The organism is Pseudarthrobacter sp. AB1, from assembly GCF_014926485.1.
In the GTDB taxonomy this organism is placed as follows: domain Bacteria; phylum Actinomycetota; class Actinomycetes; order Actinomycetales; family Micrococcaceae; genus Arthrobacter.
In genome coordinates, this window is the sequence record NZ_PZKO01000058.1 from 40,287 (window position 1) to 56,110 (window position 15,824).

17 protein-coding genes are annotated in these 15,824 nt (G+C 66.5%); 13 read left to right on the top strand and 4 right to left on the bottom strand.

Features of this window, described 5'->3' with window-relative positions; all coding sequences use genetic code 11:
* Window positions 1-54 precede the first annotated feature (54 nt).
* From DAD99_RS16165 to DAD99_RS16185, 5 genes are all read left to right on the top strand, one after another.
* Window positions 55-861, top strand: a complete 807-nt coding sequence (locus DAD99_RS16165) for an ABC transporter ATP-binding protein (RefSeq protein WP_185260910.1) — start codon at window positions 55-57, stop codon at window positions 859-861.
* A complete protein-coding gene (locus DAD99_RS16170) occupies window positions 843-2,414 on the top strand; it encodes a transporter (RefSeq protein ID WP_193342342.1) in 1,572 nt (523 codons plus the stop codon). The genes DAD99_RS16165 and DAD99_RS16170 overlap by 19 nt, the downstream gene beginning before the upstream one ends.
* Before the next feature lie 30 nt (window positions 2,415-2,444).
* Window positions 2,445-3,227 carry a glucosamine-6-phosphate deaminase gene (nagB, locus tag DAD99_RS16175; RefSeq protein ID WP_193342343.1) on the top strand — a complete coding sequence of 261 codons (783 nt, stop codon included), beginning with the start codon at window positions 2,445-2,447 and terminating at the stop codon, window positions 3,225-3,227.
* 122 nt (window positions 3,228-3,349) lie between these two features.
* Complete coding sequence (locus DAD99_RS16180) at window positions 3,350-3,691, top strand: DUF3039 domain-containing protein (protein WP_056349372.1); 342 nt, start codon at window positions 3,350-3,352, stop codon at window positions 3,689-3,691.
* Window positions 3,691-5,475, top strand: coding sequence for a DEAD/DEAH box helicase (locus DAD99_RS16185; protein ID WP_193342344.1), 1,785 nt, complete (start codon window positions 3,691-3,693; stop codon window positions 5,473-5,475). Before DAD99_RS16180 ends, DAD99_RS16185 begins: the two co-directional genes overlap by 1 nt.
* Window positions 5,476-5,561: 86 nt before the next feature.
* On the opposite strand, the gene DAD99_RS16190 is transcribed toward DAD99_RS16185, so the two are convergent.
* Together DAD99_RS16190 and DAD99_RS16195 are read right to left on the bottom strand one after the other, a co-directional pair.
* The gene (locus DAD99_RS16190) at window positions 5,562-6,194 is read right to left on the bottom strand and encodes an isochorismatase family protein (RefSeq protein WP_193342345.1); all 633 of its coding nucleotides are present in this window, start codon (window positions 6,192-6,194) and stop codon (window positions 5,562-5,564) included.
* A 9-nt stretch (window positions 6,195-6,203) separates the two neighbouring features.
* Window positions 6,204-7,532 (bottom strand): nicotinate phosphoribosyltransferase, encoded by a 1,329-nt coding sequence (locus tag DAD99_RS16195; protein WP_193342346.1) that lies wholly within the window; start codon window positions 7,530-7,532, stop codon window positions 6,204-6,206.
* A 157-nt stretch (window positions 7,533-7,689) separates the two neighbouring features.
* Here DAD99_RS16195 and clpS point away from each other — a divergent pair, with 157 nt between their 5' ends.
* The 6 genes from clpS (at window position 7,690) to rdgB (ending at window position 12,086) form a co-directional block, all read left to right on the top strand.
* A complete protein-coding gene (gene clpS / locus DAD99_RS16200; RefSeq protein ID WP_193342347.1) occupies window positions 7,690-8,082 on the top strand; it encodes an ATP-dependent Clp protease adapter ClpS in 393 nt (130 codons plus the stop codon).
* Complete coding sequence (locus DAD99_RS16205) at window positions 8,075-8,641, top strand: DUF2017 domain-containing protein (protein WP_193342348.1); 567 nt, start codon at window positions 8,075-8,077, stop codon at window positions 8,639-8,641. The genes clpS and DAD99_RS16205 overlap by 8 nt, the downstream gene beginning before the upstream one ends.
* A gap of 69 nt (window positions 8,642-8,710) precedes the next feature.
* Window positions 8,711-9,778: a glutamate racemase gene (murI, locus tag DAD99_RS16210; protein ID WP_193342349.1), complete on the top strand. Its 1,068-nt coding sequence runs from the start codon at window positions 8,711-8,713 to the stop codon at window positions 9,776-9,778.
* Complete coding sequence (locus tag DAD99_RS16215) at window positions 9,775-10,572, top strand: MBL fold metallo-hydrolase (RefSeq protein ID WP_185260901.1); 798 nt, start codon at window positions 9,775-9,777, stop codon at window positions 10,570-10,572. The genes murI and DAD99_RS16215 overlap by 4 nt, the downstream gene beginning before the upstream one ends.
* Window positions 10,573-10,659: 87 nt before the next feature.
* Window positions 10,660-11,418: a ribonuclease PH gene (rph, locus tag DAD99_RS16220; protein WP_193342350.1), complete on the top strand. Its 759-nt coding sequence runs from the start codon at window positions 10,660-10,662 to the stop codon at window positions 11,416-11,418.
* Window positions 11,419-11,429: 11 nt separating this feature from the next.
* On the top strand, window positions 11,430-12,086 hold the full coding sequence (gene rdgB / locus DAD99_RS16225; protein WP_193342351.1) for an RdgB/HAM1 family non-canonical purine NTP pyrophosphatase: 657 nt from the start codon (window positions 11,430-11,432) through the stop codon (window positions 12,084-12,086).
* A gap of 103 nt (window positions 12,087-12,189) precedes the next feature.
* On the opposite strand, the gene DAD99_RS16230 is transcribed toward rdgB, so the two are convergent.
* Window positions 12,190-12,963, bottom strand: a complete 774-nt coding sequence (locus DAD99_RS16230; protein ID WP_193342379.1) for a VTT domain-containing protein — start codon at window positions 12,961-12,963, stop codon at window positions 12,190-12,192.
* A 126-nt stretch (window positions 12,964-13,089) separates the two neighbouring features.
* On the opposite strand from DAD99_RS16230, the gene DAD99_RS16235 reads away from it, so the two are divergent.
* The gene (locus DAD99_RS16235; protein WP_193342352.1) at window positions 13,090-14,082 is read left to right on the top strand and encodes an exonuclease domain-containing protein; all 993 of its coding nucleotides are present in this window, start codon (window positions 13,090-13,092) and stop codon (window positions 14,080-14,082) included.
* Between the two features lie 108 nt (window positions 14,083-14,190).
* The gene (locus tag DAD99_RS16240; protein ID WP_193342353.1) at window positions 14,191-14,709 is read left to right on the top strand and encodes a DUF4395 domain-containing protein; all 519 of its coding nucleotides are present in this window, start codon (window positions 14,191-14,193) and stop codon (window positions 14,707-14,709) included.
* Here DAD99_RS16240 and DAD99_RS16245 read toward each other — a convergent pair.
* Window positions 14,696-15,778: an ADP-ribosylglycohydrolase family protein gene (locus DAD99_RS16245; RefSeq protein WP_193342354.1), complete on the bottom strand. Its 1,083-nt coding sequence runs from the start codon at window positions 15,776-15,778 to the stop codon at window positions 14,696-14,698. The genes DAD99_RS16240 and DAD99_RS16245 overlap by 14 nt on opposite strands.
* Window positions 15,779-15,824 lie beyond the last annotated feature (46 nt).

Below are 15,824 nucleotides of genomic sequence, written 5' to 3' on the forward strand. Positions count from 1 at the left end.
CCCTACTCCTGCGGGTGGACCCCGTCGACAGGGCCCTGGGTCTAGGCTGGCGTTATGACTGCTCCGCATCCTGATCCCCACTCTGATCCGGTGGCGCACAGCGGGCCCGTTCCTGCCTTGTCCATCCGCGGCCTCGCCAAGCGTTTCGGCGGAAAAATCGCCGTGGACGGCATCAGCCTCGACGTCCCGGCGGGTTCGTTCTTTGGCATCGTGGGCCCCAACGGCGCCGGCAAGACCACCACGTTGTCCATGGCCACCGGGCTGCTGCGGCCCGACTTCGGCACGGCCATTGTCCACGGCGTTGACGTCTGGGCCCGGCCACTGGAGGCCAAGAAGCTGATGGGCATCCTCCCGGACGGCGTGCGCCTCTTTGACCGGCTCACCGGCGAACAGCTGGTCACCTACGCGGGGTTGCTGCGTGGCATGGACAAAGACGTGGTGGCCTCCCGCGTGGGCGAGCTCTTGTCCGCCTTGGACCTGAACCAGGACGCCGGGACCCTCGTGGTGGACTATTCCGCCGGCATGACCAAAAAGATCGCCCTGGCCTCGGCCCTGATCCATGCGCCGCGGCTGCTGGTGCTCGATGAACCCTTCGAGTCCGTGGATCCTGTCTCGGCGGCCAACATCCGGTCCATCCTGGACAGTTATGTAGCGTCCGGCGGGACGGTGATCGTCTCGAGCCACGTTATGGACCTGGTCCAGCGCATGTGCGACCACGTCGCCGTGGTGGCGGCCGGAAGGCTCCTCGCTGCCGGGACCGTGGACGAAGTACGCGCCGGGGCAACGCTGGAAGAAAGATTTGTCCAGCTTGTCGGCGGACGAAACCACACGGAGGGCCTGGAATGGTTGCGCACCTCCTAAGGCTCAAACTGACCCTGCTGCGGAACGGTCTCCGCCGCAGCCCCTGGCAGCTCGTGGGCCTGGCGTTCGGCGGCCTCTATGCGCTCGGAATCGTGGGCGCGCTGGTCGTGGCCCTGGTGATGCTGCGGCAGGAAAACCACGAGCTCGCCTACACGGCCGTAGTGCTTGGCGGTTCCGCGGCCATCCTGGGCTGGGGGATCATCCCGGTGGCGGTTTCGGCCACCGACATGACCCTCGATCCCGCCCGCTTCACCACATTTGCGGTCCCCATGCGGCAGCTCCTGACCGGCCTGGCCCTGGGCGGCCTGATCGGAATTCCGGGGGTGGCCACGTCGCTTGTGGCGCTGGCCACCGTGGGCACGTGGGCGCGCGGCTTCGTTCCTGCCGTGACCGCACTCCTGGGAGCAGCCCTCGGCGTCATGACGTGCATTGTGCTGTCCAAAGTGGTCACCACCGCCACGGCCAGCCTGGCGGCGTCGCGGCGCTTCAAGGACGTCAGCGGTGTTGTTTTTATGGTTCCGCTGATCCTGATGGGCCCCATCGTGGCAGGAGTGTTGCAGGGGATCTCAGCGTCCGCCGGGTTCCTGCCTGAATTTGCCCGGACTCTTGCCTGGACGCCGCTGGGCGCCGCCTGGTCCTTGGGCGGAGACGTCGACGCCGGACGGCCCCTCGAAGCCGCCGTGAAGCTGCTCATTTCACTGCTCACCCTCGCGGGACTTGCCTGGTGCTGGAAAGTCCTTCTGGAGCGTGCCCTGGTTAACCCGCCATATCAAGGGAGCGGGAGCCGGAAGGGCGGCAAGCTGGGGCTGTTCTCGCTCCTGCCCGCCACGCCCACCGGTGCCGTCACAGCTCGTGCCCTGACCTACTGGCTGCGGGATCCCCGTTACGGCGGATCGCTCCTCGTGATTCCGCTGCTGGCCGTGGTGATGTTCTTCCAGGCGAGCCAGGGGGACAGCTTCGGCATCCTCACGATGCTGGGCCCCCTGACCGCTTTCCTCATGGCCTGGTCAATCTCCGCCGATGTTTCCTACGACAACACCGCGTTCGCGCTCCACCTTGCCGCCGGCGTGCGGGGTGTCCCGGACAGGCTGGGCCGGGCCCTGGCGTGCCTGATTCTCGCCGTACCGGTGGTGCTCGCCTTCTCAGTGGTGCCGTTTATGTTCACCGGCAGCTGGGAATGGTTGCCCGGCGTGCTGGGACTGTCGGTGGGAATTCTGCTGACCGGTCTTGGCCTCTCGTCGGTAGTCTCGGCGCGGTACAACGTCGCAGTGCCACTGCCCGGAGACAGTCCGTTCAAGAAGCCACCCGGCAGCGTCGGCCAGACCATGGCAGTGCAGTTTGGCGGCATGGGGGTCCTGTCCCTCCTGGTGCTTCCGGAAGCCGGGTTGATCATTGCCCAAAGTGTGACTGGAAACCCCGTCTTCGGATGGCTGAACCTTGCCATAGGCCCCGTCCTGGGACTGGTACTTTTTGTGGTCGGCATCAGGGTAGGTGGCCGCTGGCTCGAGGCCCGTGGCCCGGAAATGCTGGCCCAACTGACCGTCAACCGTTGATTCCGTAAAGCAACAGAAAGGCGGCCGGACATGGAAGTCGTTATCGTCCAGGGCAGCAAACAGATCGGACCGCTCGTCGCCGATGCCATCGAGGCCCTGCTCCGGCGCAAGCCCGCCGCAGTACTGGGCCTCGCCACGGGGTCATCGCCGCTGCCCGTCTACGACGAGTTGGCGGCCAGGCACCAGCGTGACGGGCTGGACTTCAGCAATGCCCATGCCTTTGCCCTGGACGAATACGTGGGGCTGGCACACGGGCATCCGGAGTCCTACCGGGAAGTCATACGGCGGGAATTCACCAGCCGGGTCAACATCGCCGAAGGCAACGTCCATACTCCCGACGGTGCGGCCGAGGACCTGGCCGCCGCCTGCCGGGTCTACGAAGATGCCATGCGGGCAGCGGGCGGGGTGGACCTGCAGCTCCTGGGCGTGGGTACGGATTGCCACATCGGATTCAACGAGCCCGGATCCTCGCTCGCATCCCGGACCCGCATCAAAACGCTGATCGAGCAGACCCGCCGCGACAACGCCCGGTTCTTCACCAGCCTGGCAGAGGTGCCGCACCACGTGGTCACCCAGGGTCTGGGCACCATCCTTGAGGCACGGCACGTTGTCCTCATCGCTACCGGGGCGCAGAAGGCGCCGGCGGTCCGCGACTTCGTGGAAGGACCCGTTGCCGCCATCTGCCCGGCTTCGGTCCTCCAGTTCCACCCGCACGCCACCATCGTGGTGGATGAGGCGGCGGCGTCGTCGCTTAAGCTCGCCGACTTCTACCGGCACACGTACGAACACAAACCTGACTGGCAGGAGCTGTAATTCCGGCCACACACCGCGGGCGGGCGGGTACCGGCGTTGCGCGGAACGGGCGACGCCGGACGGTGCGGTGAGTGCAAAACGGTCCTCCCGCCGTCGAACGTCAGCCCTCCCGGGACGCTAAGATGGATGCCATGACTAGCATGACGGACCCTCTCGAGAACGACCCGATGCGCGAGCTTTCCGGGGCTGGAACGTCCACGGCAACCATCGAGCGCGAAGAGCTGCGCCAGGAAGTGGAGCCCGGTGACCGGGAACGCTTCTCGCACTACGTGCGCAAGGAAAAAATCATGGAATCCGCGCTGACGGGTGATCCTGTCATTGCCCTCTGCGGCAAAGTGTGGACGCCGGGCCGGGATCCGCAGAAGTTCCCGGTGTGCCCCATGTGCAAAGAGGTTTATGACGGCCTCCGCCCGGGCAACGACGGCGGCAAGGGTCCCGGAGGGGACTCGGGCAACAACAAATAGTGACGGAGACGCTCTTTGGCGGCCCCACCCTGCCACCGGCTTATCCGGAACGCGCAGCCTGGGGAACCGCCCAGAAACTCCGTGCCTGGCAGCAGCAAGCCCTTGACCTCTACTTCAGGACCGATCCCCGCGATTTCCTGGCCGTAGCAACTCCCGGCGCCGGCAAGACCACCTTCGCGTTGCGCGTGGCCTCGATGCTCATCGAATCCGGGGCGGTCAACCGGGTCACCATTGTGGCACCCACGGACCACCTGAAACGGCAGTGGGCCGACGCCGCGGCCAAGGTGGGCATCGCCATCGACCCCAACTTCAAGAACTCCGACGGCCAGCACGGCCGCGGTTTTGTTGGCGTGGCTGTCACCTACGCCCAGGTGGCCAGCAAACCCATGCTGCACCGGGCCAAGACCGAGGCCGCCCGCACGCTGGTGATCCTTGACGAAATCCATCACGGCGGCGAAGCCCTGTCCTGGGGCGACGGTCTCCGCGAAGCGTTTGACCCTGCGGCACGGCGGCTCTCCCTGACCGGGACGCCGTTCCGCTCCGACACCTCGCCCATCCCGTTTGTTGAATACGCACAGGACAAGGACGGCATCCGGCGCTCGAAAGCTGACTACACGTACGGCTACGGCAACGCCCTGCGTGACCACGTGGTGCGCCCGGTCATGTTCATGGCCTACTCGGGCCAGATGCGCTGGCGAACCAGTGCCGGAGAGGAGATGGCGGCCTCCCTGGGCGAGTCCGCGGTCACCAAGGACATCACGTCGCAGGCGTGGCGGACGGCGCTGAACCCGGCCGGGGAATGGATTCCCGCTGTCCTGGCGGGGGCGGACAAACGCCTAAGCGAAGTGCGCCGCACGGTTCCGGACGCTGGCGGGCTGGTCATCGCCACGGACCACGACGACGCCAGGGCCTATGCCGGGCAGCTGAAACGGATCACCGGCGAATCGCCAACTGTGATTCTTTCCGACGACGCCAAGGCCTCCAGCAAGATCGAGGAATTCACCATGAGCGAGAAGCGGTGGATGGTTGCCGTCCGGATGGTGTCAGAAGGTGTGGACGTGCCCCGGCTGTCCGTCGGCGTCTATGCGACATCCACTTCCACGCCGCTGTTCTTTGCCCAGGCGGTGGGCCGCTTTGTGCGTGCCCGGAAACGCGGCGAAACGGCTTCGGTCTTCCTGCCGTCTGTGCCGACGCTGATGGCCCTGGCCAACTCGATGGAGGCCGAACGCGACCACGCGCTGGACCGCCCCGAGAAAGAGGACAGCGACGGCCTGTTCAATCCCGAGGACTCACTGATGGAAGAGGCCAACCGGGAGGACAAGGCGTCCGACAGCCTCACCAAGGGCACGTTCGAGGCCCTCGACTCGCAGGCGTCCTTCGACCGCGTGTTGTTCGACGGCGGCGAGTTCGGCACCGGGGGAGAGGTGGGCTCGGAAGACGAACTGGACTTCCTGGGCATCCCCGGGCTGCTGGACGCCGAACAGGTGGGGACGCTGCTGCGGCAGCGACAGCACGAACAGCTCAACCGCAAAAACAGGCGCGCACCGGCAGCCGAGCCGGCCGCCGCGGCTCCGGCCATACCGGACCACCGGATGCTCATGGACCTGCGCAACGAGCTGGCCAAAAACGTTGCGGCCTGGTCGGCGCGGACCGGAACCCCGCACGGTGTGGTGCACACGAAGCTGCGGACGGTTTGTGGCGGCCCGCCGGTGGCGCAGGCGAACGAGGAGCAGCTCCAGTCCAGGCTGCGCAAGCTCCAGGACTGGTTCATCGGCCGGAAATAGCGGCCCAAGAGACAGCCGTGGCCCGGTGCTCTGCATCCCGGGCCACGCTTGTTGTAGGTCCTGTATCAGGCGGCTGGTGCCAGGCGTCAGGAGACTTCGACGCCGCCGAGCTCCATCTCGGCGACGGCATCCTCCAGGTCCTCGGCGATGCCGGCGGTCAGTGAACGGATGACCGTGACGGAGTAGCCGGCCTGGACCGCATCCAACGAGGTGGCCATGACGCAGTAGTCGGTGGCGATCCCCACTACGACAACATCCTCAACGTCATGGCTTTGCAGCCAGTCGTCCAGCCCGATGGCGTTCTCCGCCGGCGCGTAGGCAGCTGCGTCAGCGGGCATGGCACCAGGCTGGCGTTCGCCGGTGGGGACGGCGTCCTCAGGGGCCAGCAGGCCCTCAAAGCCGGAATACGCCGCGGTGAACTGGCCCTTCTGGAAGTAGGCCTGAATGTATTCGGTGTCCAGGTCCGGATGGAGTTCGGCTCCGCGCGTGCCGGCGACACAGTGCCGGGGCCAGCTGTCCTTGAGGTCGGGCGTGTCGGAAAAATGTGCCCCGGGATCGATGTGCCAGTCCTGGGTGGCAACAATGTGGTCGAACTCGTTGTGGTGGGCGTCCACGTACTCGCTGATGGCCCCGGCAGTATCGGCACCGCCGGCCACGGCCAGGGAGCCGCCCTCGCAGAAGTCGTTCTGCACGTCAACGATGATCAGGGCGCGGGACATCAGTTCTCCTCAGTTTTCTTCATAGAGAGTAGGGATAGCAGGTTCGCCGCGCTGCAGGCGGTTGACGACGCCGGGCAGTTCGGCCATGGTGTCCGCGTGCCGCTGGCGGGCGCGGACCACACCCTCGTGTCCGGTCCAGCCCGGCAGCAGTTCGCCGTTCTTCATAAACTGCTGAAGCAGCGGCCGGTCGTTGCCGTCGTCTTCGGGACGGTGGCCGATGCCCACAATTTCCTGGGTAGCCACCCCCCGCTCGTTTAGCTTGCGCAGTGCATACTTCCGTCCGCCCTTGCTGGATTTGTTCTTGGCCGCCTTCGCCACGGAGACGAAGTTGCCGGCGTCGTCGGTCCGGCTGACGAGCTTGTAGACCATGCTCGCTGTGGGTGCCCCGGAGCCGGTGACCAGGGACGTGCCCACCCCGTACGAATCCACCGGTGCGGACTGCAGTGCGGCGATGGCGAATTCGTCCAGGTCCGAGGTAACCACAATCTTAGTGTTCACATTGCCGAGCTCGTCCAGCAGCTGCCGGACCCACTGGGCCTGGGCCACGAGGTCCCCGGAGTCCAGCCGGACGCCGCCCAGTTTGGGGCCCGCCAACTCGACGGCGGCACGCACCGCCGCTTCGACGTCGTACGTGTCCACGAGCAGCGAGGTGCCGGGACCGAGGGAGGCGATCTGCGCCTCAAAGGCGTCCCGCTCGGTGTCATGCAGGAGTGTGAAGGAGTGCGCGGCGGTGCCCACCGTTTTGATGCCGTAGCGGATGCCGGCCTCGAGGTTGGAGGTGCTGTCGAAGCCGGCGATGACGGCGGCGCGGGCGGCCGCGGCTGCCGATTCCTCGTGCGTGCGGCGGGACCCCATCTCGATGCAGGGCCGATTGCCGGCCGCGGTGATCATGCGGGATGCGGCGGAGGCGATGGCACTGTCATGGTTCAGGACCGAAAGCAGGTACGTCTCCAGCATGCAGGCTTCGGCAAACGTTGATTCGACAATCAGAATGGGGGAGTTGGGGAAGTATGCCTCGCCCTCCGGGTAGCCCCAGATGTCACCGGAAAACCGGTAGTTCGCCAAGTAGTCCAGGGTGTCCTGGTTGACCACGCCGGTCCGGCCCAGGAAGTCCAGCTCCGCTTCGCCGAACCGGAAGTCGGCGATGCCTTCCAGCAGGCGGCCCGTCCCTGCCACAATCCCGTACCGCCGGCCGTCGGGCAGGCGTCGGGCAAAGGCCTCGAAGACGGACCGGCGGTGCGCGGCGCCCGAATGCAGGGACGCCTGCAGCATGGTCAGTTCGTAGTGGTCTGTGTAAAAGGACGTGCGGGGATGGTCCCAGCCGGCGGAGGTACTCACGAAATTCACTCTAGTCCCCACCGGCTCCCCCGTCTCGCTTCGCTTGGCCGCGCGGGGCCCTCCCCACCGGCTCCCCCGTCTCGCTTCGCTTGGCCGCGGGGCCCTCGCCAGCGTGGGCCCATCCGGCGTGGGCCCATACTCCCCATAGAATGGACAGATGACCTTAAGCGTTGCGCTCGGCCCTGATACACAGGAGGGCACCCGGACCGGGACAGAGTCGTCCACCGACTCCCTGACCGCCCCGGACATCCCTTGGAACCTGGTGATCTGGAACGATCCCGTCAACCTGATGAGCTATGTCAGCTATGTCTTCCAAAGCTATTTCGGCTACTCCGAGTCCAAAGCCAACAAGCTGATGATGGAAGTCCACAAAAAGGGCCGGTCCATTGTTGCCCACGGCAGCAAGGAACAGGTGGAGCGGCATGCCGTGGCCATGCACGGTTTCGGCCTCTGGGCCACCGTGGAGAAGGCCGCCGGCGGGAATGGTGGAAACTCCAGAAACACAGGAAAATCCGGCGGGTCCGGGCAGGGCAAGGGGAAACGTGGCTAAGGCATTCAAATACGGGCTCAAAGGCATCACCGGGTTCCTGGAACCCGCCGAACGTGAACTGCTCCGCAGCCTGATCGATGACGTCATCTCCATGCTCCAGCCGGCCGAACACGCCAGCCAGGATCCGCTGGCCGCCCTGATCGGACTGGACATGGACGTCCAGGAACCGACGGACCGTGCGGTTAAGCGGTTGCTGCCCAACGTGATGAAGAACGACGACGGTGCGTCCCTGGAGTTCCGCCAGCTCACCGAGCGCTCCTTGCGGGAAACCAAGATCGGCGCGCTGCGCGCCGCCGCGCTGGACCTGGACAAGGACGAGGTGGTCCTCACCGCAGAAGGGGCCGGGCTCTGGTCCATGGCATTGAACGATGTGCGCCTGGTGCTGGCGGAGCGCCTGGACATCCGGGATGAAGAGGACGCCCAGCACGTGCACCTGATGCAGGACTGGTCCCAGGCCGAGGACGTGGAAAGCTACCTCGCCCTGGTGTACAACTTCACCACGTGGCTGCAGGAATCCCTCGTCCAGGCCATGCTCCAGTCCCTGGATTCCCGGGCCTGAGCTGCTGTCCCGTTCCGGGATAGCACCGCCAATGTGACAAATTTGACATGAGTCGGACGCCACAATGTGATGGCTGAGGCCCCGGGGAAGACCTATCCTCGAATAATCATGACTACAGCCTCGAGCATGGATCCGTCAGACGCAGTCGCATCGGACTCTGCAGCCAGCAGCACCACCGGCCAGGTGGGGTCCCGCCCCATCGGCGTCTTTGATTCCGGTGTCGGCGGACTGACTGTGGCGCGTTCCATCATCGACCAGCTCCCCAACGAGTCCATCCTCTATGTGGGGGATACCGCCAACGGACCCTACGGGCCGTTGCCCATCGCCGAAGTCCGTGCGAACGCGCTCGGCGTGATGGACGAACTGGTGGACTCCGGCGTCAAGCTGCTGACCATTGCCTGCAACTCGGCGTCGGCCGCGGTCCTGCGGGACGCCCGCGAGCGGTACACCGCGAAGTATGGCATTCCCGTCATCGAGGTGATCCAGCCGGCCGTCCGGCGGGCCGTCGCCGCCACCAGGAGCGGGCGTATCGGCGTCATCGGTACCTCTGCCACCGTTGGTTCACGGGCTTATGAAGACACGTTTGCCGCCGCGCCGGATCTGGCGATCACGTCCGTGGCCTGCCCGGAGTTCGTGAGCTACGTGGAGGCCGGGATCACTACCGGACCCGCACTGCTGGCCATCGCCGAGGAATACCTGGCGCCGCTGAAGGCAGCCGGCGTGGACACCGTGGTGCTGGGCTGCACGCACTATCCGCTGCTGACCGGCGTCATTTCCTTCGTGATGGGCGACGCCGTAACTCTGGTGTCCAGCGCCGAGGAAACGGCCAAGGACGTGTACCGGGCCCTTGCCACCCACGATCTTCAGCGTACCGCCGCGACACCCCCGGAACACCACTTCATCGCCACCGGTGACGCTGGCCAGTTCGAAACGCTGGCCCGCCGGTTCCTGGGCCCGGAGGTCCTGTCCGTCCGGCAGGTGGACCACGTGGCGGCCCAGTACCCCACCGGCAGCCTGGCGCGGATCACCCCCGAGATGATCGCCGCCGCGCAGGCCGCCAGCGCCCGGCAGTCGTCGTCGGGACCCAGGATTTCGAACTTTGTCGGCGCCCGCCGCGCCGGAGGTCCTGTCCTGTGAAGCTCACCATCGTCGGCTGCACCGGCTCCTTTCCCGGCCCCGGCTCGCCGGCGTCCTGTTACCTCCTGACCGCCACCGACGGCGAGCGGACCTGGAAGATCGTGATGGACCTGGGCAGCGGAGCGCTGGGCGCCATCCAGCGCTACACAGACCTTGAAGACATCGACGCGATCTTCCTCACCCACCTGCACCCGGACCACTGCATGGACCTGTGCGGGCTGCACGTGGCGGTCCGCTGGAAGCCCGGCGGCTGGGGACGCGGCAGGATTCCGGTCTGGGGGCCGGCCGCGACGGCGGACCGGATGGCCACCGCTTACGGCCTGGAGCTGGATCCGGGGATGCGCGAGGAATTCGACTTCACGAACTGGATTGAACGGGAGTCCGTCACCGTGGGGCCGTTCACGGTGACGCCGTTCGCGGTGAACCACCCCGTGGAGGAGGCCTACGCCCTGCGGGTGGAAGTGACCGAACCGGACAAGCAGGGCAACCCGGTCAGCCGGGTCCTGACGTATTCCGGGGATACCGATTCATGTGCCGGGCTGGAGGAAGCGGCAAAGGACTCTGACCTGTTCCTGTGCGAGGCCGCGTTTGAAGAAGGCCGCGACGACGACATCAAGGACGTCCACCTGACCGGAAAGCGCGCCGGTCAGGCGGCGGAGAGCGCAGGCGCACGCCGGCTGCTGCTCACGCACATCCCCGTCTGGACATCGCCCACCACTGTTATGGCCGAAGCGCGCCCCGTATTCGGCGGCGATGTGGCCGTTGCCGTGGCCGGTGTGCACTACACCGTCTGATCCAATACTTCTCCGGTCCGCCGCCCTGCGTGGTCGGCTGCCCTGGCTGCGGCGGGGCTGCTCGCCGCGAGTCGATAAGCTAAAGGCATGACTTCTGAATCAACCGCAGTGCCCGTAGTGCGCGCCGATGGCCGCGCCCCCGACCAGCTCCGCCCCATCAGCATCACCCGCGGATGGTCCAAGCAGGCCGAGGGATCGGCCCTCATCGAGTTCGGCAACACCAGGGTCCTGTGCACGGCGTCCCTGACGGCGGGAGTGCCGCGCTGGCTCAAAGGTGAAGGCCGCGGCTGGGTCACGGCCGAGTACGCCATGCTTCCCCGGGCCACCAACACCCGTTCGGACCGCGAGTCCGTCAAGGGGAAAATCGGCGGGCGGACTCACGAGATTTCCCGGCTGATCGGACGATCGCTGCGTTCCATCATTGACACCAAGGCCCTGGGCGAAAACACGATTGTCCTGGACTGCGACGTCCTCCAGGCCGACGGCGGAACCCGCACCGCGGCCATCACCGGCGCCTACGTGGCCCTGGCTGACGCCATCCGGTTCGCCCGCGACAACAAACTGATCGCCAGGAACGCCCAGCCCCTGATCGACACGATCGCAGCCGTTTCGGTGGGCATCATCGACGGCGTGCCCATGCTGGACCTGCCCTACGTTGAGGACGTCCGCGCCGAAACCGACATGAACGTGGTGGTCACCGGCTCCGGGAAATTCGTTGAAGTCCAGGGCACCGCCGAGGGCGCACCCTTCGACCGCGACGAGCTGGACCAGCTGCTGGACCTTGCCCTCCTGGGCACCACGGCGCTGGCGGCGATCCAGCGCGAAACTCTCGCAGACGCACTGTGAACCCGAACGCCGTGAACGCAGAATCCGCTAGCGCGCCAGTGCTTCGCCTCGTCCTGGCCACGCACAACAAGGGCAAGCTCAAGGAGCTCCGAGAGTTGCTGCGCGGGCAGGTCCCCGGGCTCGACGTCGACACCCAGGTGGTGGACGCCGCGGCGGCAGGGGCGCCCGACGTCGTCGAAACCGGTGTGACGTTCGCCGAGAATTCGCTGTTGAAGGCGCGGGCCGTGGCCGAGGCTACAGGCCTGGTGGCCATTGCCGATGATTCGGGGCTGGCCGTGGACGTGCTGGGCGGGGCGCCGGGAATCTTTTCCGCGCGCTGGTCTGGCCGGCACGGTGACGACGCCGCCAACCTGAGGCTCCTGCTGGACCAGCTCGCCGATGTCCCGGACGGGCACCGGGGGGCCGCGTTTGTCTGCGCTGCGGCCCTGGCGGTTCCGGGACCCGGTGCCGGGAGCAGCGAAGTGGTGGAGTACGGCCAGCTTGAGGGGACCCTCCTGCGCGAACCCCGCGGTGAGGGCGGCTTCGGCTACGACCCCGTGCTGCAGCCGGCCGGTGAGGACCGCAGCTGCGCTGAATTGTCGGCGGCTGAAAAGAACGCGATCAGCCACCGAGGACAGGCCTTCCGGGCCCTCCTGCCGGCCATCGTCGACGCACTGGGGCGGCAGTAAAGCCCTACCGGAAAACGCCTTAACAGCTAAGGGAGCCCCACTATGGTGGGGCTCCCTTAGCTTTGCCTTGGATGCAGCGCCGCCCGGCAGCGCTGCAAGGAAGCTAGTCCAGGTTAGTCTTGCGCTCTTCGTGGGGAGCGTGTTCCTCAATGAATTCGTCGACGGCATCGGTGCCGAATGTGGCGGCCTGGCGCTTGGCCGAGAGGCCGCGAAGTACTTCGATGCCGATCGGAATCACGGAGACCAGCACGATGGCAATGAAGATGATGTCCAGGTTCTCCCGGACCCACGGGACCCTGTCACCGAGCAGGTAGCCCAACAGCGTGACGCCGCTGCCCCACAGCACCGCGCCGATCACGTTGAACAGGAAGAACTTCTTTTTGTCCATCTGCGCCACGCCGACGATCACAGGCACGAAGGTCCTGATGATCGGCACGAAGCGGGCCAGGATCAGGGCCTTGCCGCCGTGCTTTTCGAAGAAAGCGTGGGCGTTCTCAACGTTTTCGCGCTTGAAGAGGCGGGAGTTCGGCTTGTTGAAGATGGCGGGGCCGGCCTTGGAGCCGATCAGGTAGCCGGTCTGGTTGCCGATGATGGCGGAAATGGTGATCAGGAGCGCCAGGAGCCAGACATTGAACTGGATGGTGTCCGTTGCCACCAGCAGCCCTGCCGTGAACAGCATCGAGTCCCCGGGAAGGAAGAATCCCACCAGCAGGCCCGTCTCCGCGAAGACAATTCCGCAGACCAGCAGCACCACCCAGGGCGCGAGTGCGGGATCGGCCAGGAAAATCTGGGGGTTCAGCCAGTCGGGCAGGAAGGAGGCCAGCTGCGGCTGGACCGGTCCTGCACCACCCAGCATGGGCGCGGCAAGGTCGCTGATCGCAAGAAAGTTCACCTCCTCAGGGTACTTGACGCACCTGGGCGTCCCGGCGTCGGACGCGTGATCTGCGCGACAGGGCCGCCCCGGTGACACGGAGCGGCCCTGTCCGGCGGTAAAGTATGGGCCGTGGGTTTGGACTTTACGGCGATCGACTTCGAGACGGCCAATGGCTTCCGGGGTTCACCGTGCGCTGTTGGCCTGACTAAAGTCCGGGGCGGGCGGGTGGTGGATGAGGCGTCGTGGCTGATGCGTCCGCCGGTCAACCACGACCACTTCGAGTACCACAACGTCCGGGTCCATGGCATCAAGGCCACGGACGTGGCCGGCCGTCCCCGCTTCGGTGAGCTGTTCCCGGAGATTGGTGCCTTTATCGGGAGCGACATCCTGGCGGCGCATAACGCGGCCTTTGACCTGGGCGTGATCCGGTCCGGGCTTGAGGTCTCCGGCCTGCCCGGGCCTGCCTACGACTACGTCTGCACGGTGATGCTGGCCCGGCGCTGCTACTCCCTGGTCTCCAATTCCTTGCCGTTCGCCGCGGAGGAAGCCGGCGTGCCGCTGGTCAACCATCACGACGCTGCAGAGGACGCCCGGGCCTGCGCCGGCATCCTGATCGATATCGCTGGGCGGAACAATGCCAACAGCATCGCCGAGCTCTACCTGTCGCTGGGTCTGGTGCTGCCGCATCAGGAGGCTTTTGACCCGGCGCACGATGTCCTGTCCAAAGCCAGCCTTACCGCACTTGCCGGCGCCGCTGGTGGAAACAGCGCAGCGCTGGTCCGCCCGTTCCTGTCCGGGTGGCCGGAGGAGGGCGACAACCCAGTGCCCAATGCCGACGCCGAACCCTCCCATCCGCTGTACGGCCAGACCGTTGTCTTCACCGGCGAGCTCTCCATGGCCCGGCCGGAAGCGAAGGTGCGTTCAGCCGAGCTGGGTGCCCGGCCGGAAAGCCGGGTGACGGCCCGCACCACGGTGCTGGTGGTGGGTGACGGCTTTGTGGCCGCGGACCTGAGGTCCGGCAGGCTGACCGGCAAGGCACGGCGCGTCCTGGAGCTCCACGACCGCGGCCAGCCCATTGAAGTGCTCTCCGAAGGCGAGTTCCTGCAGATGGTGGGCGGCTGAGCCGCACTGGTCGTCCGCCTGCGGAGATTTTGGCTGCGCGGCCCGGCCCGGCGTTCATCCGGCGCAACAAATCTTCCCTGCGGGAGGCCCGGCTCCTAGCCTTACAGGATGAGCAAACTAATGCACGGCCAAACAACCGGAATCAACTGGTCCGCCGTGTTCGCCTTTCCCAACCCCGTCAACGAGTACGCCGCCCGGATCACCGCCGGCCTGGTGGTGCTGCTGGCAGGCGCCACAATGCTGAGCGGGTCCGTGTGGGGACTGGTGGTGATCGCCGCAGGTTTCTGGCTGCGGGTTCTCTTCGGGCCACGGATCTCGCCGCTGGCCCTGCTCTCCGTCAAGGTGCTGGCGCCGCGGCTGGGCAGCGCACGCCTGGTTCCCGGACCGCCCAAGCGTTTTGCCCAGGGCGTGGGAACGGTGGTGTCCACCACGGCGCTGATCCTGTTCCTTTCCGGCGCCGCCCCCGCAGCCTGGATTACGCTCGCGATTCTCATTGCGGCTGCCTCGCTGGAGGCCTTCGCCGGATTCTGCCTGGGCTGCGTCATCTTCGGAGTCCTGCAGCGCCGGGGTCTGATCCCGGAGGACATCTGCGAGGCCTGCAACAACCTCCAGCTTAGGCGGCCGTAACGCCCACCAGCAGATCGGCCATGCCGCGGATGACGTCCGGCCCTTCGAGGGCGTCGAGCCATTCCGGGGGCAGGCACTCTTCGCCGTAGTAGGCGCCCAGGATGTTTCCCGCGATGGATCCCGTGGAATCACTGCCACCGCTGTGGTTGACGGCCAAGGCAATCGCCGCCCGGAAATGGTCTTGCGGCGACAGTGTGGAGTCCGCACCAGGCGCTGTCGCCAGGACCGCGTAAAGCCCGACGGCGAACGCCTCCTCCGCGGCCCGGCCCCCGCCGAGCTGCCGAACCAGTTCCTCCGGTGTAAGGATGCCTTTTCCCGCGCAGCGGATGGCCGCTGAAAGCCGCTCGGGAAGTTCCGCCGCCACATCCTTCAGGCCACGCACCTCCTCCAGGACCGCCGTCGCGGCGTCCGCCATCGTGTCACCGGCCACCAGCCGGTGGATCAACAGGCTGAAGCTGCCGGCACTTTGCCGGGCGGATGGATGGCCGTGTGTCAGAGAGGCGGCGTCGGCACTCAACTTATAGACGGCGTCGGACGCGATGTAGGGAATCAGGCCGAACGGTGCGGACCGCATCACCGTTCCGCGATCCTTCGAGTCCGAGTTCACGGGCCGGTAGACCGTTCCCATTTCACCGGTGGCCAGCCCGCTGATGCACGTTTCTTCCGGCGCGCGGCGGTGCCGCAGCACCTCGTTGCCGTCGATCCACCGCGGCGGCTGCGCCGGAGCATGCGGCGGCGCAGACTCACCCTGGGTATCCAACCAGCGGAGATAGGCCAGCCACACGCAGGCGTTCGCATCGGCGCCCACGCCGTCATTGGCCCATTCGAGCACTTCCACCAGTCCGTCCACGGTGTACAGCGTCATCTGCGTGTCGTCCGAAAAGTGGCTGCCGCCGTCGAGCCCTGCCAGGTCCGTCAGGCCCGCCGGGCCGAAGCGCCGGCGGATGGCCTCGATTGAGTCGGACTCCACCGCGTAGCCCAGCGAGTCTCCTAAGGCGCCGCCCAGGAGGCAGCCGTGGATGCGGGACTTCAGCGGGGGTGCGGCAACGGCGCCCGGTTCAATGCTCATGACAGTAAATTTACCGTGGGGCGGCGGTGGAACGCGCCGGAGGTGC

Coding starts and splice junctions, on each gene's coding strand:
- DAD99_RS16245 (WP_193342354.1), bottom strand. CDS start 15,778: ATGAGCATTGAACCGGGCGCCGTTGCCGCACCCCCGCTGAAGTCCCGC.
- DAD99_RS16180 (WP_056349372.1), top strand. CDS start 3,350: ATGGATGCCATGACTAGCATGACGGACCCTCTCGAGAACGACCCGATG.
- murI (WP_193342349.1), top strand. CDS start 8,711: ATGGCTGAGGCCCCGGGGAAGACCTATCCTCGAATAATCATGACTACA.
- DAD99_RS16165 (WP_185260910.1), top strand. CDS start 55: ATGACTGCTCCGCATCCTGATCCCCACTCTGATCCGGTGGCGCACAGC.
- rph (WP_193342350.1), top strand. CDS start 10,660: ATGACTTCTGAATCAACCGCAGTGCCCGTAGTGCGCGCCGATGGCCGC.
- DAD99_RS16240 (WP_193342353.1), top strand. CDS start 14,191: ATGAGCAAACTAATGCACGGCCAAACAACCGGAATCAACTGGTCCGCC.
- nagB (WP_193342343.1), top strand. CDS start 2,445: ATGGAAGTCGTTATCGTCCAGGGCAGCAAACAGATCGGACCGCTCGTC.
- clpS (WP_193342347.1), top strand. CDS start 7,690: ATGACCTTAAGCGTTGCGCTCGGCCCTGATACACAGGAGGGCACCCGG.
- DAD99_RS16170 (WP_193342342.1), top strand. CDS start 843: ATGGTTGCGCACCTCCTAAGGCTCAAACTGACCCTGCTGCGGAACGGT.
- DAD99_RS16190 (WP_193342345.1), bottom strand. CDS start 6,194: ATGTCCCGCGCCCTGATCATCGTTGACGTGCAGAACGACTTCTGCGAG.